The organism is Pseudomonas sp. 203-8, from assembly GCF_020708595.1.
GTDB classification, from domain to species: domain Bacteria; phylum Pseudomonadota; class Gammaproteobacteria; order Pseudomonadales; family Pseudomonadaceae; genus Pseudomonas; species Pseudomonas aeruginosa.
The window spans coordinates 325,219-347,446 of the sequence record NZ_JAJFDF010000007.1; the positions used below are offsets into that span (position 1 = coordinate 325,219).

Genomic DNA, 22,228 nt, shown 5'->3' on the forward strand with positions numbered 1-22,228 from the left:
TTGCGGTCTATCCTTTTGTCCGCGTTGCGTCGCCCGGAGCTGCGCCTTTCGTCGTAGCGGCCTGCCATTGACAGTTCGCCGCAGGCGTTCATAACATGTTTGTATACAAACAAATTCCCGCATAGCCGCATGCTACCAGGCACGGCTGACGGGATATCCGCCTGATGAACAGCCATGCCGCCGGCATGGGGAGAAACCGCCATGAGCGATGCCCTTGCCCTGACCGTCAACGGTCAGTCCCTGCGCCTCGATGTCGCCCCCGATACCCCCCTGCTCTATGTCCTGCGCAACGACCTGCAACTGAACGGTCCCAAGTTCGGCTGCGGCCTCGGCGAGTGCGGCGCCTGCACCGTGCTGATGGATGGCGTCGCCACCCGCTCCTGCATCACCGCGGTGGAGGCCGCCGTAGGCCGCCGGGTGGTTACCCTCGAAGGACTCGGCGATGCCGCCCATCCCCATCCGCTGCAACAGGCCTTCATCGACGAACAGGCCGCCCAATGCGGCTACTGCATCAACGGCATGGTGATGACCGCCAAGGCGTTGCTGGATCGCAACCCGAACCCCAGCGACGGCGAGATCCGCCAGGAACTGGCCTACAACCTGTGTCGCTGCGGCACCCATGTGGAGATTCTCAAGGCCGTGCGGCGTGCCGCCGAGAGCCTGAAGGAGCATCAGGAGGAGCACCCGGCATGAGCCTGGCCAATCCCTCGCGACGCGGCTTCCTCAAGGCCGGCGGCCTGCTGCTGGTCACCGTCAACCTGCCCGCCCCGCTGCTCGCCCTTGCCGAGCAGGGCGCCACCGACCTGCCGCTGGACCAGGTCGACTCGTTCATCGCCATTGCCGCGGACGGCAAGGTCACCGCCTTCTGCGGCCACGTCGACCTTGGTACCGGCATCCGCACGGCACTGGCGCAGATCGTCGCCGAAGAGTTGGACGTCGCGTTCGAGCAGGTCGAGATGATCCTCGGCGACACCCGTCGCACACCGGACCAGGGGCCGACCATCGCCAGCGCCAGCATCCAGGTCAGCGCCGTGCCGCTGCGCCAGGCCGCCGCCGAAGCCCGGCGCTTCCTCCTGCGCCAGGCCGGAAGCCATTTCCCGGTGCATCCGGACAGCCTGCGCAGCGAAAACGGCCAGGTCTTCGCCGCCGCCAATCCGCAGCGACGGATCGGCTACGGCGAGTTGCTGCGAGGCCAGCGCTTCAACCTGAACATCGACGGCAAGGCGCCGCTCAAGCCGCGCAGCGAGTACCGTCTGGTCGGCAAGCCGGTGCGTCGGGTGGACATCCCGGCGAAGCTGACCGGTCAACTGACCTATGTCCACGACATGCGCTTGCCCGGCATGCTGCATGGGCGAGTGGTACGCCCGCCCTATACCGGCGCGGATGTCAGCGCCCCGCTCGGCAGCGGCCTGCTGGCGGTGGACGAAAGCTCGGTCGCCGGGCTGCCGGGGCTGGTCAAGGTGGTCGTGATCGGCGACTTCGTCGGCGTGGTCTGCGAACGCGAGGAGCAGGCGATCCGCGCCGCGCGCCAGCTCAAGGTGCGCTGGAAGGACTGGCAGGGCCTGCCGCCGCTGGAACCCGACCGGCTCGAGGACACGCTTCGCCGGCATCCGAAGAAGCCACGCACGCTGCACGACTCACCCGGTCTCGAGCAGCACCTCGCGGGCATCGCCCGGCCGCTGTCGGCCACCTATGTCTGGCCCTACCAGTTGCACGCCTCCATCGGCCCTTCCTGCGCCCTCGCCGAGGTCGATGCGCAGCGCGCTCGCGTCTGGTCCGGCACGCAGAACCCGCACGACCTGCGCAACGACCTGGCCAGGCTGCTGCAGCGCGAGACCGGGGACATCGAGGTGATTCGCATGGAAGCCGCCGGCTGCTACGGACGCAACGGCGCCGACGACGTCAGCGCCGACGCCGTGCTCCTGGCGCAGGCAGTGGGCCGGCCGGTGCGGGTACAACTGATGCGCGAACAGGAACATGGCTGGGAACCGAAAGGCACCGCGCAACTGATCGAGGTCCGCGGCGGCCTCGACGAGCAAGGCCGGGTGGCGGCCTACGACTTCGCCACCTGCTACCCCTCCAACGGCGCGCCGACCCTGGCCCTGCTCCTCACCGGGCGGATCCCGGCCACCCCGCAGGTGGCCGACATGGGCGACCGCACCGCGATCCCGCAATACCGCTACCCGCGGATGCGGGTGGTGGCCAACGACGCCGCCCCTATCGTCCGCGCGTCCTGGATGCGCGGCGTCTCGGCGCTGCCGAACGTGTTCGCCCATGAGTCCTACGTCGACGAACTGGCGCACCTGGCCGGCATCGACCCCATCGCCTTCCGCCGCCGCTACCTGGACGACCAGCGCGCCCTGGCGCTGATCGACGCCCTGGTCGCCCGCGCCGGCTGGCAGCCACGCACCTCCCCCAACCCAGAGGCGCGCCGGGACGGCTTGCTGAAGGGACGCGGCTTCGCCTATGCGCGCTACTTCCACAGCAAGTTTCCCGGTTTCGGCGCCGCCTGGGCCGCCTGGATCGTCGACGTCGAGGTGAACCCGGAGAACGGCGCGGTGCGCGTCGCCAAGGTCTGGGTCGCCCATGACTGCGGGCAGATGGTCAATCCCGATGGGGTCAGGCACCAGGTCCACGGCAACGTCATCCAGTCCACCAGCCGGGTACTCAAGGAGTTCGCCACCTTCGACCGCCGTGGCGTCACCAGCCTGGAATGGGGCGGCTACCCGATCCTCGGCTTCCCCGAACTGCCGGAGATCGACGTACTGCTGCTCGACCGCCCCGAGCAGCCACCGATGGGCGCTGGCGAGTCAGCCTCGGTGCCCAGCGCCGCGGCCATCGCCAATGCGATCTTCGACGCTACCGGGGCGCGCCTGCGACAGGTGCCGTTCACTCCGGAACGCGTACTCGCGGCGCTGCGCAGCGCGCAGGCCTGATCCTTTTCCCCGGGGCGCCGCGGCGCCCCGCGCAGTGGATGACTGACAGATGAAGAAGGCAACACGCATCGGCCTCTGGGCCTCCGGCAGCCTCGTCGCGCTCGCCGCCATCGCCCTCGGCTACGCCTGGCAACCGGCCATCGGGCCACTGGAAGGCACACCCGGTCCCTTCAGCGCCGAGCAGATCGCCCGCGGCGAACGCCTCGCCGCCCTCGGCGACTGCGCGGTCTGCCACACTCGCGAAGGCGGCCCGCGCAACGCCGGCGGACGGGCCTTGCCGACGCCGTTCGGGACGATCTACAGCAGCAACCTCACGCCGGATCGCGCGAGCGGCATCGGTGGCTGGTCCTACCCCGCCTTCGAGCGGGCCATGCGGCATGGCGTGGCCCGCGACGGCAGCTACCTGTATCCGGCGTTCCCTTACACCGCCTTCACCAGGACTCGCGACGAAGACCTGAAGGCCCTGTACGCCTACCTGATGAGCCAGCCGGCGGTGCACAGCGAAACGCCTGCCAACCAGCTGCCGTTCCCCTTCGACCAACGCCAGCTGATGGCCGGCTGGAACCTGCTGTTCCTGGAGCCCGGCGCCTACCGCGACGAGCCGACGCGCAACCAGCAATGGAACCGCGGCGCCTATCTCGCCGAAGGCCTCGGCCATTGCAGCGCCTGCCACTCGCCGCGCAATGCGCTCGGCGCGGAAAAGTCCGGCAGCGCGCACTTCGCCGGCGGCGAGGCGGAGGGCTGGACCGCGCCAGCCTTGAACGCCAGTTCGCCGGCGCCCATCGCCTGGAGCGAGGAGGCCCTCTACGCCTACCTCCGCCACGGCTATTCGGCCTACCACGGGGTCGCCAGCGGGCCGATGGCGCCAGTGGTCGGCGAAGGCCTGGCCAAGCAGTCGGACGAGGACCTGCGGGCCCTGGCCCATTACCTTGCGTCCTACGCCGCTGCCCCGGCCGGGGAAACCGATCAGCAACAGGCGCAACGCCTCGACCGGCAGGGCTACGGCCGCGTGCAACCGCCCAGCGGCAGCGGCGCGCGCCTGTTCGCCGGGGCCTGCCTGGCCTGCCACCATGACGGCGACGGACCGCGCTTCTTCGGCGTGCGTCCATCCCTGGCGCTGAACAGCAATGTGCATGCGGACAGCCCGGACAACCTGCTGCGGATCATCCTCGACGGCATCCACAGCCCGGCCACCGGCGACCTCGGCTATATGCCCGGCTTCCGCCACAGCCTCGACGACCGGCAAGTCGCCGCCCTGGCCAACTACCTGCGCGAGCGTTTCGCCGGCAAGCCCGCCTGGCCGGACCTCGCGGCCAAGGCGGCAAGCCTGCGCCGACAGGCGGCGCCCTGAAGCATGCGGCTCAGTTGGGCAAGCGCAGGGAGCGGGCGAAGCAACCGGGGGTCTGGCCGAAATGACGCTGGAACAGGCTGATGAACGCAGAGGTGGAGTCGTAGCCAAGGTCGCTGGCCACCCGCGTCACGCTGGCGCCCTCCTCCAGCGCGGCGACCGCGTTGAGCAGACGCAGGCGCTGGCGCCACTCGCGAAACGACAACTGGGTCTGCTCGCGGAACAACCGCGCCAGGGTCCGTCGGGACGCCCCCACCAGTCCCGCCCAATCCGAGATGCCGCGCGGATCGGCGGGATCCGCCTGTAGCGCGTCGGTGATCCGGCGCAAGCGCGGGTCGCCAGGCAACGGCAGGTTCAGCGGCGCCTCGCGAAGGCGCCCGACCTCATCGGCGACCACCTGCATGAGACGCTCGGCCTCGCCACCCGGCGGATATTCACGGGGAAACTCCGCCGCCCGCAGCAACAGTTCGCGCAGCAGGCCGGACACCTCCAGTACCCGGCAACCGCCGGGCAGCGAACGATCCAGGTAGAGACTGCGGAACAGCACAGGGTTGCAAGCCTCCGCGGCGTGCCGGACGCCCGGCGGAATCCACAGCGCCCGCTGCGCCGGCACCAGATAGCTGTGCCGCTCGGTGCTGGCGCGCAAGGTGCCGCTGGCGGCGTACATCAGTTGGCCCCAGGGGTGCTCGTGCATCTCCACCCGGTGCCCGGCGGGCATCTCGAAGGCGCGCAGGTACACCGCGCAGGGCAGGCTGCGGAATCGCGGCAGGTCGCGTTCTTGTCCCGTTTGCGGCATCGGTTGTCCCCATCCGTCGAGTGAGCGGTACGCGGCCGATGGTAGCGTGTGGCTCCCCATAGACAAACCGGAGCCACGCCATGAGCAGTCATCACCCGCAACATCGCCTGTCCGTTCCCGATATCCAGCGCCGCAAGGGTGCCGGCAGCCTGGTGGCGCTGACCGCCTACAGCACGCCCATGGCCCGCCTCCTCGATCCGCATGCCGACCTGCTGCTGGTCGGCGATTCGCTGGGCATGGTGCTCTATGGCATGCCCAGCACCCTGGGAGTGAGCCTGGAGATGATGGTCGCCCACACCCTGGCGGTGATGCGCGGCAGTCGGCGCGCCTGCGTGGTGGCCGACTTGCCGTTCGCCAGCTACCAGGAATCGCCCCGACAGGCGTTCCGCAACGCCGCACGCCTGCTGGCCGACAGCGGCGCCCAGGCGGTGAAGCTGGAAGGCGGTGAGGAAATGGAAGAAACCGTGGACTTCCTGGTACGCCGTGGCATACCGGTGCTCGCCCATATCGGCCTGATGCCGCAGCAGGTCAACGCCATGGGCGGCTTCAAGGCCCAGGGGCGTGACCCGGAAAGCGCCGAACGGGTACGCCGCGACGGCCTCGCCATGCAGCGCGGCGGCGCCTTCGCGGTGGTCATCGAAGGCGTAGGCGAGCCGCTGGCCCGTCGCCTTAGCGAAGAACTGGCGATCCCCTGCATCGGTATCGGCGCCTCGCCGGCCTGCGACGGCCAGGTACTGGTCAGCGAGGACCTGCTCGGGCTAAGCGGCGAACAGGTACCGCGCTTCGTCGAACGCTACGCGCGCCTCGACCGGGAAATCGACGAGGCGGCCCGGCGCTTCGCCGAGGACGTGCGCGAACGGCGCTTCCCCGAGGCCAAGCACTGCTTCGCCATGCGCGAGTGAGCCGGCGGTCTCAGGCGAAGACTTCCGCCAGCAGGTCGTCCATCGCCTGGAAGGCACGCCGGGAGGTCCTGGCGTCATAGTGCATCTTGCCCGGCACCTTGGCGTTCGGATCGGTGAAGGAATGCACCGCGCCGCCGTAGCTGGTGAGCTGCCAGTCGACGCCGGCATCGGTCATCTCCCTGGCGAAGGCCGGCAACTGCTCGCGCGGCACCAGCGGATCGGAGGCGCCGTCGAGGACCAGTACCGCGCCCTTGATGTTCCTGGCATGCGCCGGGTCCGGCGTATCCAGGGTGCCATGGAAGGACACGAAGGCCTTCAGCTCGGCGCCGTCGCGAGCCAGCTCCAGCGCGCAGCAACCGCCGAAGCAGAAACCGAAGGCAGCCTGGCGGGTCGTATCGACAGCCGCGAGCGCCTGTCCGCGCAAGGCCGCCAGCGCTGCCTGCATGCGCTTGCGCAGCAGGGCCCGGTCGTTCTTCAGCGGCATCATCGCCGCGCCCGCCTCGTCGCCGTTCTGCGGACGCACGTCCCTGCCGTAGAGGTCCGCCACCAGCACCACGTGCCCACGGCCGGCGACCTGCCGGGCGATGTCCAGCGCGGCGGCGCTCACGCCCATCCAGTTCGGCGCCATCAGCAGGCCCGGGCGCGGCCCCGCGTGGCTGGCGTCGTACACCAGTTGACCTTCGTACGGCTGCCCATCGATGTCGTAGGCGACCGGCTCTACACGAATCTCACTCATGGGTACTGCTCCTGCGAGAGTTGGAAAAGACAAAGCCCGCCGAAGCGGGCTTTGTCGGGGCTACTGCTTAAGCGGACAGCTCCACCAGCAGCTTGTTCAGTCGGCGTACGTAGGCGCCCGGATCCTTGAGGCTGTCCCCCGCGGCCAGGGCGGCCTGGTCGAAGAGAATATGCGACAGCTCGCCGAAGCGGTCCTCGTCCGGCTCCGCATCCAGCTTCTCGATCAGCGGATGCTGCGGGTTGATCTCGAAGATCGGCTTCGAGTCCGGCACTTTCTGCCCGCTGGCCTCGAGGATCTGGCGCATCTGCAGGCCAAGGTCCTGTTCGCCGATGGCGAGGATCGCCGGCGAATCGGTCAGGCGGTGGGAAACGCGGACTTCGCTGACCTGCTCGTCGAGCACCTTCTTCAGGCGCTCGATCAGGCCTTCCTTGCTCTTGGCGACTTCTTCCTGGGCCTTCTTGTCCTCTTCCGAGTCCAGGCTGCCCAGGTCCAGGTCGCCGCGGGCGACATCGACGAACTGCTTGCCGTCGAACTCCGGCAGGTAGCTCATCAGCCACTCGTCGATGCGATCGGTGAGCAGCAGCACCTCGATGCCCTTCTTGCGGAAGACTTCCAGGTGCGGGCTGTTCTTCACCTGCGAGTAGCTCTCGCCGGTGAGGTAGTAGATCTTGTCCTGCCCTTCCTTCATCCGACCGATGTAGTCGGCCAGCGCTACGCTCTGCTCGCCCGAATCGTCGCCGGTGGAGGCGAAGCGCAGCAGGCCGGCGATCTTCTCCTTGTTGCCGAAGTCTTCCGCCGGGCCTTCCTTGAGGACCTGGCCGAAGTTCTTCCAGAAGGTCTTGTACTGCTCCGGCTCGTTCTTCGCCAGCTTCTCCAGCATGTCCAGCACGCGCTTGGTCAACGCCGACTTCATCGAGTCGATCACCGGATCCTTCTGCAGGATTTCCCGGGAGACGTTCAGCGACAGGTCGTTGGAGTCGACCACACCCTTGATGAAGCGCAGGTACAGCGGCAGGAACTCGTCGGCCTGGTCCATGATGAACACGCGCTGTACGTACAGCTTCAGGCCCCGCGGCGCTTCGCGATGGTACAGGTCGAACGGCGCGCGGCCCGGCACGTAGAGCAGCGAGGTGTATTCCAGCTTGCCTTCGACCTTGTTGTGGCTCCAGCTCAGCGGGTTCTCGAAGTCATGGGCGACGTGCTTGTAGAACTCCTGGTATTCCTCGTCCTTCACCTCGGCGCGCGGACGGGTCCACAGCGCGCTGGCGCGGTTGACCGTTTCCCATTCCGGCTCGGCCGGCTTGTCGGCCTCTTCGCCGTGGAATTCCTTGGGCAGCTCGATCGGCAAAGCGATGTGATCGGAGTATTTCTTGATCACGTTGCGCAGGCGCCAGCCATCGGCGAACTCCTCCTCGCCCTTTTTCAGGTGGAGGACGATGCGGGTACCGCGCTCGGGCTTGTCGATGGTAGCGACGTCGAACTCGCCCTCGCCCTTCGACGACCAGTGCACCCCTTCGCTGGCCGGCTGGCCGGCGCGACGGGAGTAGACATCGACCTTGTCGGCGACGATGAAGGCGCTGTAGAAACCGACGCCGAACTGGCCGATCAGGTGCGAATCCTTCTTCTGGTCGCCAGACAAGTTCTTCAGGAAGTCGGCGGTCCCGGACTTGGCGATGGTGCCCAGGTGAGTCACCACATCCTCGCGGCTCATGCCGATGCCGTTGTCTTCCAGGGTGACGGTGTTGGCTTCCTTGTCGAAGCTGACGCGGATCTTCAGCTCGGCGCCGCCCTCGAGCAGCTCGGGATTGGCCAGGGCTTCGAAACGCAGCTTGTCGGCGGCGTCCGAGGCGTTGGAAATCAGTTCGCGGAGGAAGATTTCCTTGTTCGAATAGAGAGAATGAATCATCAGGTGAAGCAGTTGCTTCACTTCAGTCTGAAAGCCCAGTGTCTCTTTTTGGGTTTCCACGCTCATCGCTCCAAGCTCCATCAATGACATAAGCCGCGTACCACGGCGGATGTCCCCTAGGTGGGGCCTTCTTCCGGCTTTTCAAGCGCTTATGCGAAAAAACCGCGCACCATCGTGCGACGACTAGCGTTCGAGCAGTTCGAGACGGGCGATCTCCGCCGGGCGCAACAGGTAGCTCGCCTCCCCCGCACCGGGCATTTCCCGGCGGATCACCAGGCGCCCCTCGCTGTCGAGGCCGGTGAAACGGCCCTCGGCGATACGCCCGCGTACCGTAGTGGCCTTGACCAGGCGCTGGCTGTAGCGCTGCGGTTCGACCTGGACCAGCTCCAGGTCGAGGGTGGCGTTACCCGGCGCCGGCAGCGCCTGCGGCTCGGGCGGCGCCGCCGCCGCGGCCACGGTCGCAGGCTCCGCCGGCAAGGCGGGGAACGCGTCGCCGCGCACCGTCCACTCCCGCCGGGCGTTCTTCTCCAGCGTCAGCTCCAGCACCTGAGCCTGGCCGGCCACCAGGGCCTCGATACGCAGCGGCCGCGCATGGCTGGCCGCGCGCCAGGACGGCGCCCGCACGAGGCTGACGTCGCGGCTGGCGAAACGTCGCTGCAGATAGTCGCGCAAGACCAGGGCTAGGGTATCGTCGGAGTCGTAGCCCAGGTCGACCTTGCCGTGCCGATAGCGCAGCCGGTCGGTATACAGCTCGACGTGGCCGCTGAGGGTGGTCCGGTAGTCGCTCGGCAGGCTCAGGTGGAACTCGCCCTCCAGGCGGTTCGGCGCCTTGGGCCGCAGGTCCAGGTGCAAGGTATAGCCACGCAGGAGACGACGCGCCTCGGGCAGGTCCTGATCCGGTTGCAGCCAGCTCAGCTCGACTTCTGGCAACGCGCCGCCGTCCTCGGGCAGCACGTCCAGGCGCAGCGCCCCGAGCGGCTGTGCCGGAAGGCGGATCTGCAGCTCGCGCTGGGCGTAGAAATCGTGCCCCTGGCGCAGGCTCAGCACGCCGCCGATCAACTCGCCGCTCTGCGGCGCGAAAGGCTTGCCGTTGAACTCCCCGCTGAGCGCGATGGCCAGTTCCGCCGGCGGCCTGGCCTCCGGCTTCAGCCAGCGCAGGCTGAGGATCGCCTCCAGTCGCGCAGCGTCGTGACTGGCCAGCAGCGCCAGGCCGACCACCAGCGGGATGCAACCCAGCGCGGCCAGCCCGACGCCCTTGCGCGCCGTACGCCAGTGCACGCCGATATAGGCCAGCGCCACCGGCGGGAAAAGGCTGCCGTAACCCCACAGCAGACCGGTACCGAAGGCCAGGACGATGACCCAGATATAGCCGGCGACCATCAGCAGCAGGCCGCCCAGAATCAGCAAGGCATCCATCGCGATATCCTCAGCCCACTTTCCGCAGCGTACGGCTCACGGCTCGTCCACCTTGAAATGCGCCCGCGCAGTGGCGATGGGCTCGCCCTGGGTGGTCTGCCAGGCGTTGATCGCGACGTTCGCCACCCGTCGCCCCTGGCGCCAGACCTGGCATTGCGCGTAGGTATCGCGGAAGTGCCCGGCACGCAGGTAGTCGATGGAGAAATCGATGATCTTCGGCAGGTGCGGAATGCTCATGAAGGTCAGCAGGTGCAACATCGCCGCATGCTCCATGAAGCCGGCGATCACACCGCCATGGATGGCCGGCAGGGTCGGGTTGCCGATGTTGTCCTTGTTCGCCGGCAGGCGGAAGACCATGTCGTCGCCCAGGCGCAGGCATTCGATGCCGAGCAGCTTGGCGTACGGGATCAGCTCCACCAGCGGGCTGTAGTCGTTGTTCCGACGCGCGTCGCGGACCAGTTGCTCGAGGCTGGTCGGGCTCATGCCGCACCTCCCTGCGCGGCCGGCCTGGCCGCCCCGGCGCGGGCCGAACCGCCCATGCGCATGAAAGCGCCGACGACATGGGCGATGGGCTGGCCCGGATCGTCCTGGTAGGCGAAGCCGCGGGTGAAGATCACGTTCGGCGTGACCCGGTAGCACTCGGCGAAGCCATAGACATCCTTGTGCGGTTCGGCGGGATGCATGTAGTCGATGCGCAGGTCGAGCGTCGGGCAGATCTCGAAGTCCGGCAGCACGCAGACCGTGGAAATACCACAGGTGGTGTCCATCAGGGTGGTGATCGCGCCGCCGTGGACGACCCCGCTTTCCGGGTTGCCGATGATCGCCTGGCTGTAGGGCAGGCGCAGGGTCAGTCCTTTCTCGTCGGCGGCCTCGACCGTCAACCCCAGCACCTGGCAATGACGCAAGGCCGAGAGAAAGCGCCGGGCGCGCTCGAGGAGAGGATTTTCCGACATGACGGCGACCTTGCTGGGAGTTTTCTGGAGGGCGAATCATACCCTGCCGCCAAAGCCCCGGCAGCCGGGGTTTTGGACATAACGATCGAAATAGTCGAAGTGTGTGGAACTTCACGCCAGCGCAAATGTTCAAAGGGCTACAACGAGGAAAGCCGCACATGGAGGCTAAACGATGAAAAAGACCGTAACTCTTGCCCTGCTGCTCGCTGCCAGCCTTGGCCTGGCCGCTTGCGACAAGAAAGAGGAAGACAAGGCAGCGGCCCCGGCAGCTCCGGCTACCGAGACCCAGCCGAGCGCTCCGGCTACTCCCCCTGCCGAGCCCAGCGCCCCGGCGCCGTCGAGCGACACTCCGGCAACCCCGCAGACTCCGGCACCGACTCCGGAGCAACCGCAACAGAACCAGCAATAAGTTCTCGTTGACGTACCCTGAAAGAGCCCGCGCAAGCGGGCTTTTTCATGCCCGGGATTCAGCCCCTGGGCACCTCGCCCTCGCCTTCCCGCGGGCTTTCGGCGATTGCGGTCTCGGTGTAGACCATCACCTCCAGCACGTCCGAATGGAATTCGCGGCGATACAGGACCAGCACCACGCCGGCCGTCACCAGCATGAAGAACCAGGAATTGATGAACCAGGCGAGCATGGCCAGGCCGAAATAGTACGAGCGCAAGCCGAAGTTGAACTGGTTGGCCGCCAGCGAGATGACCCGGGCGGCACGCTCGGCAAAGGATTTGCGCTCCAGCTCGCCGACGTTGCGCTCGCCGATCATCGGTGCCGAGCCGACCAGGATCGCCGCGAAGTTGTATTGGCGCATGCACCAGCTGAAGGTGAAGAAGGCATAGACGAAGACCACTGCCAGGCACAGCAGCTTCAGTTCCGATAGTCCCCGGCTGGCCTCCTCCACGAACGGCAGGTCGGCCAGTACCGAGACGGCGCGATCGGTGGAGCCCAGCAGGGTGAGGATGCCGGCGAGGATGATCAGCGTGCTGGAGGCGAAGAACGACGCGTTACGCTCCAGGTTACCGATCACGCTGGCGTCGGCGATACGGTTGTCGCGCAGCAGCAACCGGCGCATCCAGTCCTCCCGGTAGAGGTGCAGGACACTGGCCAGGCAGGCGGTGTCGCGACCCTTCCAGGTGGCGTAGCGGGTGTAGCCCACCCAGCAGAACAGGAACCAGAGCGCCGCCAGCAGGTGTTGCAGCAGGTGCCCGTTGAAAATGCCGAGTTCGGCGGTCATGAAAACTCCCTCTTGAGCCGGCCGGGAATCGCCCCGCCGTTGTTTCGCGCCGTTGGGACGCCGCTCGCCGCGGCCAGGACACGACTTTCGTCGGCTCATGAAAAAGGCCGCCCGGAGGCGGCCTTCCTGGGGTTCGCCTGACGTCTCAGGCGACCGCTTCGCGCGGCTTGCCCAGCAGCCGATCGCAAACGACTGCCAGGACCAGCGCAATGGATACCGGCAGCAGCCAGCCAAGGCTCTGATCGGCGAGCGGAAGCTTGGCGAAGACGTCCGGCACCCACCCGTTCAGCTTGGCCGCCCCCAGCCCGTCGACGATGCCGAAGAGCAGCGCGACGATCATCACCGGCACGAACACCCGCGGGGCCGACACCCAGAGCCGGTCGAACAGGCTCAGGGCGATCAGCACGATGGCGAGCGGATAGAGTCCCACCAGAACCGGTACCGAAAGGCTGATCAACTGGGTCAGTCCCTGGTTGGCGACCAGCAGGCTGAACAGCGAGAACACGATCACCACCGTCTTGTACGAAACCGGCAGCAGGTCGCTGAAGAACTCGCCGCACGCCGTGATCAGCCCTACCGCCGTGGTCAGGCAGGCCAGGGTGATGACCACCGCCAGCAACAGGCTGCCGGAAACGCCAAAGGTCTGCTGCACATAGGCGGTGAGGATCTGTACGCCATTCTGGGCGTCGCCGGCGATGCCCTGGCTGGTGGCGCCAAGATAGAACAGCGCCAGGTAGACCAGGGACAGGCCGGTGGCGGCGATGACCCCGGCGATCATGGAATAGCGCGTGACCAGCCGGCTGTCGCTGATGCCGCGGTCGCGAATGGCGGTGGCGATGACGATACCGAAGACCAGCGCACCGAGGGTATCCATGGTCAGGTAGCCCTGCAGGAAGCCCTGCACCAGGGGCGCGCTCTGGTACTCGCCGGAACTGCTGCCGATCTCTCCCGCCGGCGCGAAGATCGCCGCGCCGCCAAGGACCAGCAGGGCCGACAGCAGCACCGGCGTGATGACCTTTCCGACCCGGTCGACAAGGCGACCCGGGTTCAGCACCAGGAACAGAACCACGGAGAAGTAAGCGACGGTATAGACGAGCAACGGCACGCCGCCGTCCCCGGTGAAGGGGGCGACGCCCATCTCGAAGGACACCACGGCTGTACGCGGGGTGGCGAACAGCGGGCCGATGGCAAGATAGACGGCGATGGCGAACGCCACTCCCGCGCGCCGCCCGATCGGCTGGGTCAGGCGGCCAATACCGCCTCCGACCCGGGCCAGGGCGACCACCGTCAGCAACGGCAGGCCGACACCGGTAAGGAGGAAGCCGAAAGCCGCGCTCCATACGTGTTCGCCCGCCGCCATGCCGGCACTGGGAGGAAAGATGATGTTACCCGCGCCGAGAAAAAGCGCGAACGTCATGAAGCCAAGGGCGAGCAGGTCGAACCCTTTCAAATGAGTCATAGGAGGATGTACCACTGGCAGAAGTCTCGGTTGTTCGGGGTTTCCCTTTGGGGGTGTTAGGAAACATCGTCCTTCCGGATGAGGAGGACCGGTCAAGCCGCCCGACCCCTTTTGAGGGCCATGTGGCGCTATAGCTGCAGGCGCGCTGGCCTGCGGGATGATGCGTGGCGCGCCCGGGGTTTTGTCGGACACGAACCGTTGGCAATGATAGCGCATCGCGGCAACATTCGTTTGACGGATGCGATAGAACGACGAAGGCCACCGCTGTGAGGCGGTGGCCTTCGTCCTGGAACTCAGAAAACCCGGGAAATCAGGCCTTCTTCACTTCCCAACCGGTCAGCTCGGCCAGGGCCTTGCCGATGTCGGCCAGGGAACGCACGGTCTTCACACCGGCGTCCTGCAGGGCGGCGAACTTCTCGTCCGCGGTGCCCTTGCCGCCGGAGATGATGGCGCCGGCGTGGCCCATGCGCTTGCCCGGAGGGGCAGTCACACCAGCGATGTAGGACACCACCGGCTTGGTCACGTTGGCCTTGATGAAGGCCGCGGCTTCTTCTTCGGCGGAACCGCCGATCTCGCCGATCATGACGATGGCTTCGGTCTGCGGATCTTCCTGGAACAGCTTCAGGATGTCGATGAAGTTGGAGCCCGGGATCGGGTCGCCGCCGATGCCCACGCAGGTGGACTGGCCGAAGCCGGCGTCGGTGGTCTGCTTCACGGCTTCGTAGGTCAGGGTGCCGGAACGCGACACGATGCCTACCTTGCCCGGCAGGTGGATGTGACCCGGCATGATGCCGATCTTGCACTCGCCGGGAGTGATCACGCCCGGGCAGTTCGGGCCGATCAGGCGTACGCCCAGCTCGTCGCACTTGACCTTGGCGTCCAGCATGTCGAGGGTCGGGATGCCTTCGGTGATGCAGACGATCAGCTTGATGCCGCCGAATGCCGCTTCCAGGATCGAGTCCTTGCAGAACGGAGCCGGAACGTAGATGACCGAGGCTTCGGCGCCGGTGGCTTCCACGGCTTCCTTGACGGTGTTGAACACCGGCAGGCCGAGGTGGGTGGTGCCGCCCTTGCCGGGGGTCACGCCGCCGACCATCTTGGTGCCATAGGCGATGGCCTGTTCGGAGTGGAAGGTACCCTGGCTACCGGTGAAGCCTTGGCAGATGACTTTGGTGTCTTTGTTGATCAGGACGCTCATTACTTACCCTCCGCGGCCTTGACGACTTGCTGGGCAGCGTCGGTCAGGCTGGTTGCCGCGATGATGTTCAGGCCGCTTTCGGCCAGGACCTTGGCACCCAGTTCAGCGTTGTTGCCTTCCAGGCGGACGACAACCGGAACCTTCACGCCGACTTCTTTGACGGCGCCGATGATGCCTTCGGCGATCATGTCGCAACGCACGATGCCGCCGAAGATGTTCACCAGGACAGCCTTCACGTTGCTGTCGGACAGGATGATCTTGAACGCTTCGGTCACGCGCTCCTTGGTCGCACCGCCGCCAACGTCGAGGAAGTTGGCCGGCTTGCCGCCGTGCAGGTTGACGATGTCCATGGTACCCATGGCCAGGCCGGCGCCGTTGACCATGCAGCCGATGTTGCCTTCCAGCGCGACGTAGTTCAGCTCCCACTTCTGCGCATGGGCTTCACGGGCGTCGTCCTGGGACGGGTCGTGCATGGCGCGCAGCTTCGGCTGACGGTACAGGGCGTTGCTGTCGATGTTGATCTTGGCATCCAGGCAGTGCAGGTTGCCGTCTTTCTTGATCACCAGCGGGTTCACTTCCAGCAGGGCCAGGTCGTAGTCCTGGAACAGCTTCGCCAGGCCGACGAAGATATGGGTGAACTGCTTGATCTGGTCGCCCTTCAGGCCCAGCTGGAAGGCCAGCTCGCGGCCCTGGTACGGCTGCGCGCCGACCAGCGGGTCGATGGTAGCCTTGAGGATCTTCTCGGGAGTGTCGTGGGCGACCTTCTCGATGTCCACGCCACCTTCGGTGGAAGCCATGAACACGATGCGGCGGCTGGAACGATCGACGACGGCGCCGAGGTACAGCTCCTTGTCGATGTCGGTGCAGGACTCCACCAGGATCTTGCTGACCGGCTGGCCGTTGGCGTCGGTCTGGTAGGTCACCAGGTTCTTGCCCAGCCACTGCTGGGCGAACGCCTTGGCGTCCTCTTTGCTCTTCACCAGCTTCACACCGCCCGCTTTACCGCGGCCGCCGGCGTGCACCTGAGCTTTGACGACCCACTCGCTGCCGCCGATCTTGTCGCAGGCTTCTGCGGCCTCTTCGGGGGTGTCTACGGCAAAGCCCTTGGATACAGGCAGGCCGTATTCAGCGAACAGCTGCTTACCCTGATATTCGTGGAGATTCATGCTTGTCTACCGTTATTCGTCTAGGTATTGCGCATTTCGGCGGAGCGCTCGTGGCGCCCCACCACCTGTGACCGTCGTTTCGCGAACCACCCGGCTCGCGAAAAAACAGTCCGGCGGCATACGCCCGCGGCCACCTCGCAACGGTCGCCGGCGCTCACCCGCCGTGGTTCTTCTGAAAGTCTGCCGCCTGCGGCATCCCGACGCAGGCGGCAAACCGTGGATTCTACAGAACCCGGACCCGACAAGGCCAGGAACCTGTCCTGGCCTGACGGACGACGCGTCCCGCGTCGCTGTGACGCCCCTGGCGTGAACCGGGGCGTCGGATCACTCAGCGCTTCTTGCGGTTGGCGATGTGGATGGCATGGCCATTCACTGCCAGGGCAGCTTCGTGCAGGGCTTCGGACAGCGTCGGGTGAGAGAAGACCATCATGCCCAGGTCTTCGGCGCTGGTGCCGAATTCCATGCCGATCGCGCCTTGCTGTACCAGCTCGGCGGCGCTCGGGCCGATCACGTGGACGCCCAGGACGCGGTCGGTCTTCGCATCGGCGATGACCTTGACCAGGCCGGTGGTGTCGTTGGCAGCCATCGCGCGACCGCTGGCGGCGAACGGGAAGGTGCCGACGTTGACTTCGACGCCCTCGGCCTTGAGGGTCTGCTCGGTCTTGCCGACCCAGGCGATTTCCGGGTGGGTGTAGATGACCGACGGAATCAGGTCGTAGTTCATCTGCGCCTTGTGGCCGGCGATGCGCTCGGCGACCATCACGCCCTCTTCCGAGGCTTTGTGCGCGAGCATCGCGCCGCGAACCACGTCACCGATGGCGAAGACGCCCGGAACGCTGGTCTTGCAGTGGTCGTCGACGTAGATGAAGCCACGCTCGTCCAGGGTCACGCCGCTGTCGGCGGCCAGCAGGTCGGTGGTCACCGGGCGACGGCCGACCGCGACGATCAGCTTGTCGAAGGTTTCCTTCTGCTCGCCGTTGGCGTCGGTGAAGGTCACGGTGACCTGCTTCTTCTTCACTTCCGAAGCGGTCACGCGGGCACCCAGGCGAATGTTCAGGCCTTGCTTGGTCAGGACCTTCAGGGCTTCCTTGGCAATCTGCTCGTCGGCAGCCGGGAGGAACTTGTCCAGGGCTTCCAGCACGGTCACCTCGGCACCCAGGCGGGCCCATACCGAACCCAGCTCCAGGCCGATGACGCCGGCGCCGATCACACCCAGCTTCTTCGGTACGGCCTGGAATTCCAGGGCGCCGGTGGAGTCGACGATGATGTCGTCGGTCAGCGGGGCCGGCGGGATCTCCACCGGGCGGGAGCCGGAAGCGATGATCACGTTCTCGGCTTCCAGGACCTGGGTCTTGCCGTCCAGACCGGTCACTTCCACCTGCTTGTTGGCCAGCAGCTTGCCGTGGCCTTCGAAGGAGGTCACGCCGTTGGCCTTGAACAGGGTAGCGATGCCGCCGGTCAGGTTCTTGACGATGTTGGCCTTGCGCGCAACCATCGCCGGAACGTCGATGGTGACGCCCTTGGCTTCGATACCATGGACTTTGAAGGCCTCTTTGGCCTCATGGTACTTGTAGGAGCTGTCCAGCAGCGCCTTGGACGGGATGCAGCCAACGTTCAGGCAGGTACCGCCGAGCGCCACCTTGCCTTCCTTGCCGATGTACTTCTCGATGCAGGCGGTCTTCAGGCCCAGCTGGGCAGCGCGGATGGCGGCAACGTAACCGCCGGGGCCGGCACCAATCACTACCACGTCGAATTTCTGGCTCATATCTCAATCCTTATTCGGGTGAAACCGGACGGCCCCACGAGGGGGCCGCCGTGAAGAGAAACGCTAAATCAGACGTCCAGCAGCAGGCGAGCCGGATCTTCCAGCAGGTCCTTGATCGCCACCAGGAAGCTCACCGCTTCCTTGCCGTCGATCAGACGGTGGTCGTAGGACAGCGCCAGATACATCATCGGCAGGATCACCACCTGGCCGTTCACGGCCATCGGGCGCTCCTGGATCTTGTGCATGCCGAGGATAGCGGTCTGCGGCGGGTTGACGATCGGGGTCGACAGCAGGGAACCGAACACGCCACCGTTGGAGATGGTGAAGGTGCCGCCGGTCATGTCTTCGATGGTCAGCTTGCCTTCCTTCGCCTTCTTGCCGAAGTTGGCGATGCCGCCCTCGATCTCGGCCAGGCTCATGAACTCGGCGTTACGCAGTACCGGAACCACCAGGCCGCGGTCGCTGGAAACGGCAACACCGATGTCCTGGTAGCCGTGGTAGACGATGTCGTTGCCGTCGATGGAAGCGTTGACCCCCGGGAAGCGCTTCAGCGCCTCGGTGGCGGCCTTGACGAAGAAAGACATGAAGCCCAGGCGCACGCCGTTGTGCTTCTTCTCGAACAGGTCCTTGTACTTCGAACGCAGGTCCATGATCGGCTTCATGTTGACCTCGTTGAAGGTGGTCAGCATGGCCATGGCGGACTGCGCCTCGACCAGGCGCTCGGCGACCTTGGCCCGCAGGCGGGTCATCGGCACGCGCTTCTCGACACGGTCGCCGGCGGCGAAGATCGGCGCCTCGGCAGCCGGGGCGGCAGGCTTGGCCGGGGCGGCCGGGGCGTTCTTCTTCGCTTCGACCGCAGCGACCACGTCTTCCTTGGTCACGCGACCGCCCTTGCCGGTGCCGGCGATGCTGTTCGGATCGATGCCGGCTTCCTCGGCCAGCTTGCGCGCGGCCGGGGACAGGATGGCGTCGTCGCCGCCAGCGGCGGCCGGAGCGGCGGCCTGTGCAGCCGGAGCGGCGGCGGGCGCAGCGGCAGCCGGAGCGGCCGGAGCGGCGGCGCCGCCTTCGTTCAGCTTGCCGAGCAGCTCGTTGCTCAGAACGGTGTCGCCTTCGTTCTTGATGATCTCGGCCAGCACGCCGTCAGCCTCGGCGAGAACCTCGATGACCACCTTGTCGGTCTCGATGTCGACGATCAGTTCGTCGCGCTTGACTGCTTCGCCCGGCTTCTTGTGCCAGGTGGCGACGGTGCCGTCGGCGACCGATTCCGGGAAGGTTGGGGCTTTGATTTCGATAGCCATTGTGTGCGTTTCCTTAAATTCGGTTTCTTCAGCGCGTAGGCGTTAAACAGTAAAGGCGTCTTGCAGCAGTTTTTCCTGCTGCTCGGCGTGCATCGAGGCGTAGCCGCAAGCCGGAGCAGCGGAGCCTTCGCGGCCGGCGTACTCGAGGTTGAGGCCCTTCTTGTGCGCGGCGATGACACGACGCATGTGATGCTGGCTGCAGAACCAGGCGCCCTGGTTCATCGGCTCTTCCTGGCACCAGACGATGTGCTTGAGGTTCTTGTACGGAGCCAGAACTTCCGCCAGGTCGTCTTCCGGGAACGGATACAGCTGCTCGATACGGACGATCGCGGTATCTTCGCGGCCTTCCGCGCGACGCTTCTCCAGCAGGTCGTAGTACACCTTGCCGCTGCACAGCACGACGCGGTCGACCTTCTTCGGATCCAGGCTGTCGATTTCCGGGATCACGGTCTGGAAGGAACCGTTGGCCAGATCTTCCAGGGTCGAGATGGCGAGCTTGTGACGCAGCAGGGACTTCGGCGTCATCACCACCAGCGGCTTGCGCAGCGGGCGGATCACCTGACGGCGGAGCATGTGGTAGACCTGAGCCGGGGTGGTCGGCACGCAGACCTGGATGTTCTGCTCGGCACAGAGCTGCAGGTAGCGCTCCAGGCGCGCGGAGGAGTGCTCCGGGCCCTGCCCCTCATAGCCGTGCGGCAGCAGCATGGTCAGGCCGCAGAGTCGGCCCCATTTGCTTTCGCCACTGGTGATGAACTGGTCGATGACCACCTGGGCGCCGTTGGCGAAGTCGCCGAACTGGGCTTCCCAGATCACCAGCGAGTTCGGCGTGGTGGTGGCGAAACCGTATTCGAACGCCAGCACGGCCTCTTCCGAAAGGAAGGAATCGTAGATATCCAGGCGCGGCTGGCCGTCGAACAGATTGGCCAGCGGTACGTAGACCGAGTCGTCCTTCTGGTTGTGCAGCACCGCGTGACGGTGCGAGAAGGTGCCACGGCCGACGTCCTGGCCGGTCATCCGTACCGGATGGCCTTCGAACAGCAGGGTCGCGTAGGCCAGGGTCTCGGCGAAGCCCCAGTTGATCGGCAGGCCACCGGCCGCCATCTTCTGGCGATCTTCGTAGATCTTCGAAACCTGGCGCTGAACCACGAAGCCTTCCGGCACTTCCAGCATCTTGCTGGACAGTTCCTGCAGGGTCTTCAGGTCGAAGCGGGTGTCGTGACGCGCGGTCCAGGCATGACCCAGGTACGGACGCCAGTCGACGAACAGTTCCTTGTTGGGTTCCTTGACCAGGCTCTTCACCACGTGCAGGCCGTTGTCCAGGGCGTCGCGGTAGTCGTCGATCTTCGACTGAACCTGCTCGGCGCTGAGCACGCCGGCATTCACCAGGGCATCGGCGTACAGCTCGCGGGTAGTACGCTGCTTGGCGATCTGCTGGTACATCAGCGGCTGGGTGCCGCTCGGCTCGTCCGCCTCGTTGTGGCCGCGGCGACGGTAGCAGACCAGGTCGATGACCACGTCACGCTTGAACTGCATGCGATAGTCGACGGCCAGCTGGGTGACGAACAGCACGGCTTCGGGATCGTCGCCGTTGACGTGGAAGATCGGCGCCTGAATCATCTTCGCCACGTCGGTGGCGTACTCGGTGGAACGCGCATCGTCCTGGCGGCTGGTGGTGAAGCCGACCTGGTTGTTGATCACCAGGTGGATGGTGCCACCGGTCTTGTAGGCGCGGGTCTGCGACATCTGGAAGGTTTCCATGACCACGCCCTGCCCCGCGAAGGCGGCATCGCCGTGGATGGAAATCGGTACCACCTTGTCGCCGGAGCTGTCCTTGCGACGGTCCTGGCGGGCACGAACGGAACCCTCGACCACCGGGGAAACGATTTCCAGGTGGGACGGGTTGAACGCCAGCGCCAGGTGGACTTCGCCGCCGCTGGTCATCACGTTCGAGGAGAAGCCCTGGTGGTACTTCACGTCACCGGAGCCCAGCTCGACGATCTTCTTGCCTTCGAACTCGTCGAACAGGTCGCGCGGGTTCTTGCCCAGGGTGTTGACCAGGACGTTCAGGCGACCGCGGTGGGCCATGCCGATGACGATTTCCTTGGCGCCGTAGGAACCGCAGCGCTGGATGATCTCGTCGACCATCGGGATCAGGCTTTCGCCGCCTTCCAGGCCGAAACGCTTGGTGCCCGGGTACTTGGTGCCCAGGTACTTCTCCAGGCCTTCGGCCGCGGTCAGGCGCTCGAGCAGGTGCGCACGCGCCTCGGCGGAGAAGCCGGGACGACCACGCACGCTTTCCAGACGCTGGAGGAACCACTTGCGCTGCTCGGAATCGACGATGTGCATGAACTCGGCGCCGAAGGTACCGCAGTAGGTGCTCTTCAGGCTGTCGACGATTTCACGCAGGGTCGCCTCTTCCTTGCCGATGTAAAGCTCACCGGTGCGGAAAGTGGTGTCCAGGTCGGCACCCGTCAGACCGTAGTGGTCGATCGACAGGTCGGCAGGCGCGGGACGCTGCCACAGGCCGAGCGGGTCGAGGGTGGAAGCCTGGTGGCCGCGGAGACGGTAAGCGTGAATGAGACGAAGGACTTCGACCTGCTTCTTCTCGTGCTCGCTGCTCACGCTACCGGCGGAAACCGGCTGGGCACGGCGCTGGTTCTTGGCCAGCAGGACGAAATGATCGCGCACTGTGGAGTGCGAGACGTCGGGGGCGGGATTGCCATCGGCGGGAAGCTTCTGGAAATACGTGCGCCACTCTTCTGGCACAGCGTTAGGGTCGTGCAGGTAGAGCTCGTAGAGCTCTTCGACGTAGGCAGCGTTACCACCGGATAGATGGGCACTGTTCCACATCCGCTGCATTACGCTTTCGTGCATGCTAGGTCACCCTCGGTAAGGGGACAACCACCTGGCGAAACCTTGAAGGCTCCGAAGTCCTCAGGCAGCGACATCGGTATGGCCACTACAGATCCCGCAGATAGTCCGGGTACCAGCCCGGATGCCCCTGCTGGTCATATTTTTCAAATCTGGGCCATGGCTTTGTGAGCTTGGCCCGCTTAGTTGCTGCGACGCCGGAAGAACTCCGGCGCCACAGGTGTTGCTAGGTACAACTCATATAAC

18 protein-coding genes are annotated in these 22,228 nt (G+C 65.9%); 5 read left to right on the forward strand and 13 right to left on the reverse strand.

The annotated features are described in order from the left end of the window. Positions 1 to 201 precede the first annotated feature (201 nt). From LJF27_RS18445 to LJF27_RS18455, 3 genes are read left to right on the forward strand one after another with little or no spacing between them, the layout of a single operon-like run. A complete protein-coding gene (locus tag LJF27_RS18445) occupies positions 202 to 693 on the forward strand; it encodes a (2Fe-2S)-binding protein (RefSeq protein WP_023116634.1) in 492 nt (163 codons plus the stop codon). Then, positions 690 to 2,936 (forward strand): xanthine dehydrogenase family protein molybdopterin-binding subunit, encoded by a 2,247-nt coding sequence (locus LJF27_RS18450; protein WP_003120440.1) that lies wholly within the window; start codon positions 690 to 692, stop codon positions 2,934 to 2,936. The genes LJF27_RS18445 and LJF27_RS18450 overlap by 4 nt, the downstream gene beginning before the upstream one ends. 49 nt (positions 2,937 to 2,985) lie before the next feature. Further along, on the forward strand, positions 2,986 to 4,287 hold the full coding sequence (locus LJF27_RS18455; RefSeq protein WP_003117755.1) for a cytochrome c: 1,302 nt from the start codon (positions 2,986 to 2,988) through the stop codon (positions 4,285 to 4,287). Positions 4,288 to 4,297: 10 nt separating this feature from the next. On the opposite strand, the gene LJF27_RS18460 is transcribed toward LJF27_RS18455, so the two are convergent. After that, positions 4,298 to 5,080, reverse strand: coding sequence for an AraC family transcriptional regulator (locus LJF27_RS18460; RefSeq protein ID WP_003117756.1), 783 nt, complete (start codon positions 5,078 to 5,080; stop codon positions 4,298 to 4,300). Between the two features lie 80 nt (positions 5,081 to 5,160). Here LJF27_RS18460 and panB point away from each other — a divergent pair, with 80 nt between their 5' ends. Continuing rightward, positions 5,161 to 5,982, forward strand: coding sequence for a 3-methyl-2-oxobutanoate hydroxymethyltransferase (gene panB, locus LJF27_RS18465; protein WP_023116635.1), 822 nt, complete (start codon positions 5,161 to 5,163; stop codon positions 5,980 to 5,982). 10 nt (positions 5,983 to 5,992) lie between these two features. On the opposite strand, the gene LJF27_RS18470 is transcribed toward panB, so the two are convergent. The 5 genes from LJF27_RS18470 to LJF27_RS18490 form a co-directional block, all read right to left on the reverse strand. Then, complete coding sequence (locus tag LJF27_RS18470) at positions 5,993 to 6,718, reverse strand: dienelactone hydrolase family protein (protein ID WP_003087448.1); 726 nt, start codon at positions 6,716 to 6,718, stop codon at positions 5,993 to 5,995. 67 nt (positions 6,719 to 6,785) lie between these two features. Beyond that, positions 6,786 to 8,690, reverse strand: coding sequence for a molecular chaperone HtpG (htpG, locus tag LJF27_RS18475; RefSeq protein WP_003087446.1), 1,905 nt, complete (start codon positions 8,688 to 8,690; stop codon positions 6,786 to 6,788). Between the two features lie 117 nt (positions 8,691 to 8,807). Beyond that, the gene (locus tag LJF27_RS18480) at positions 8,808 to 10,040 is read right to left on the reverse strand and encodes an MFS transporter (protein WP_003117757.1); all 1,233 of its coding nucleotides are present in this window, start codon (positions 10,038 to 10,040) and stop codon (positions 8,808 to 8,810) included. Between the two features lie 36 nt (positions 10,041 to 10,076). Next, positions 10,077 to 10,523 carry a PaaI family thioesterase gene (locus LJF27_RS18485; RefSeq protein ID WP_003087441.1) on the reverse strand — a complete coding sequence of 149 codons (447 nt, stop codon included), beginning with the start codon at positions 10,521 to 10,523 and terminating at the stop codon, positions 10,077 to 10,079. Further along, a complete protein-coding gene (locus LJF27_RS18490) occupies positions 10,520 to 10,993 on the reverse strand; it encodes a PaaI family thioesterase (protein ID WP_003106488.1) in 474 nt (157 codons plus the stop codon). Before LJF27_RS18490 ends, LJF27_RS18485 begins: the two co-directional genes overlap by 4 nt. A 172-nt stretch (positions 10,994 to 11,165) precedes the next feature. Between LJF27_RS18490 and LJF27_RS18495 the strand changes: the two genes are divergently transcribed. Then, positions 11,166 to 11,402 (forward strand): hypothetical protein, encoded by a 237-nt coding sequence (locus tag LJF27_RS18495; protein WP_003087435.1) that lies wholly within the window; start codon positions 11,166 to 11,168, stop codon positions 11,400 to 11,402. 58 nt (positions 11,403 to 11,460) lie between these two features. Here LJF27_RS18495 and LJF27_RS18500 read toward each other — a convergent pair whose 3' ends face one another. The 7 genes from LJF27_RS18500 to LJF27_RS18530 form a co-directional block, all read right to left on the reverse strand. Next, positions 11,461 to 12,225, reverse strand: coding sequence for a DUF599 domain-containing protein (locus LJF27_RS18500; protein ID WP_003106486.1), 765 nt, complete (start codon positions 12,223 to 12,225; stop codon positions 11,461 to 11,463). A 145-nt stretch (positions 12,226 to 12,370) separates the two neighbouring features. After that, a complete protein-coding gene (brnQ, locus tag LJF27_RS18505; protein WP_003120443.1) occupies positions 12,371 to 13,684 on the reverse strand; it encodes a branched-chain amino acid transport system II carrier protein in 1,314 nt (437 codons plus the stop codon). A 310-nt stretch (positions 13,685 to 13,994) separates the two neighbouring features. Beyond that, on the reverse strand, positions 13,995 to 14,882 hold the full coding sequence (gene sucD / locus LJF27_RS18510; RefSeq protein ID WP_003087428.1) for a succinate--CoA ligase subunit alpha: 888 nt from the start codon (positions 14,880 to 14,882) through the stop codon (positions 13,995 to 13,997). Further along, the gene (gene sucC / locus LJF27_RS18515; RefSeq protein ID WP_003087425.1) at positions 14,882 to 16,048 is read right to left on the reverse strand and encodes an ADP-forming succinate--CoA ligase subunit beta; all 1,167 of its coding nucleotides are present in this window, start codon (positions 16,046 to 16,048) and stop codon (positions 14,882 to 14,884) included. The genes sucD and sucC overlap by 1 nt, the downstream gene beginning before the upstream one ends. A 328-nt stretch (positions 16,049 to 16,376) precedes the next feature. Then, the gene (lpdA, locus tag LJF27_RS18520; RefSeq protein WP_003087422.1) at positions 16,377 to 17,813 is read right to left on the reverse strand and encodes a dihydrolipoyl dehydrogenase; all 1,437 of its coding nucleotides are present in this window, start codon (positions 17,811 to 17,813) and stop codon (positions 16,377 to 16,379) included. Positions 17,814 to 17,881: 68 nt separating this feature from the next. Next, a complete protein-coding gene (gene odhB / locus LJF27_RS18525; protein WP_003114264.1) occupies positions 17,882 to 19,111 on the reverse strand; it encodes a 2-oxoglutarate dehydrogenase complex dihydrolipoyllysine-residue succinyltransferase in 1,230 nt (409 codons plus the stop codon). A 42-nt stretch (positions 19,112 to 19,153) separates the two neighbouring features. Next, positions 19,154 to 21,985, reverse strand: a complete 2,832-nt coding sequence (locus tag LJF27_RS18530; RefSeq protein ID WP_003087413.1) for a 2-oxoglutarate dehydrogenase E1 component — start codon at positions 21,983 to 21,985, stop codon at positions 19,154 to 19,156. Positions 21,986 to 22,228 lie beyond the last annotated feature (243 nt).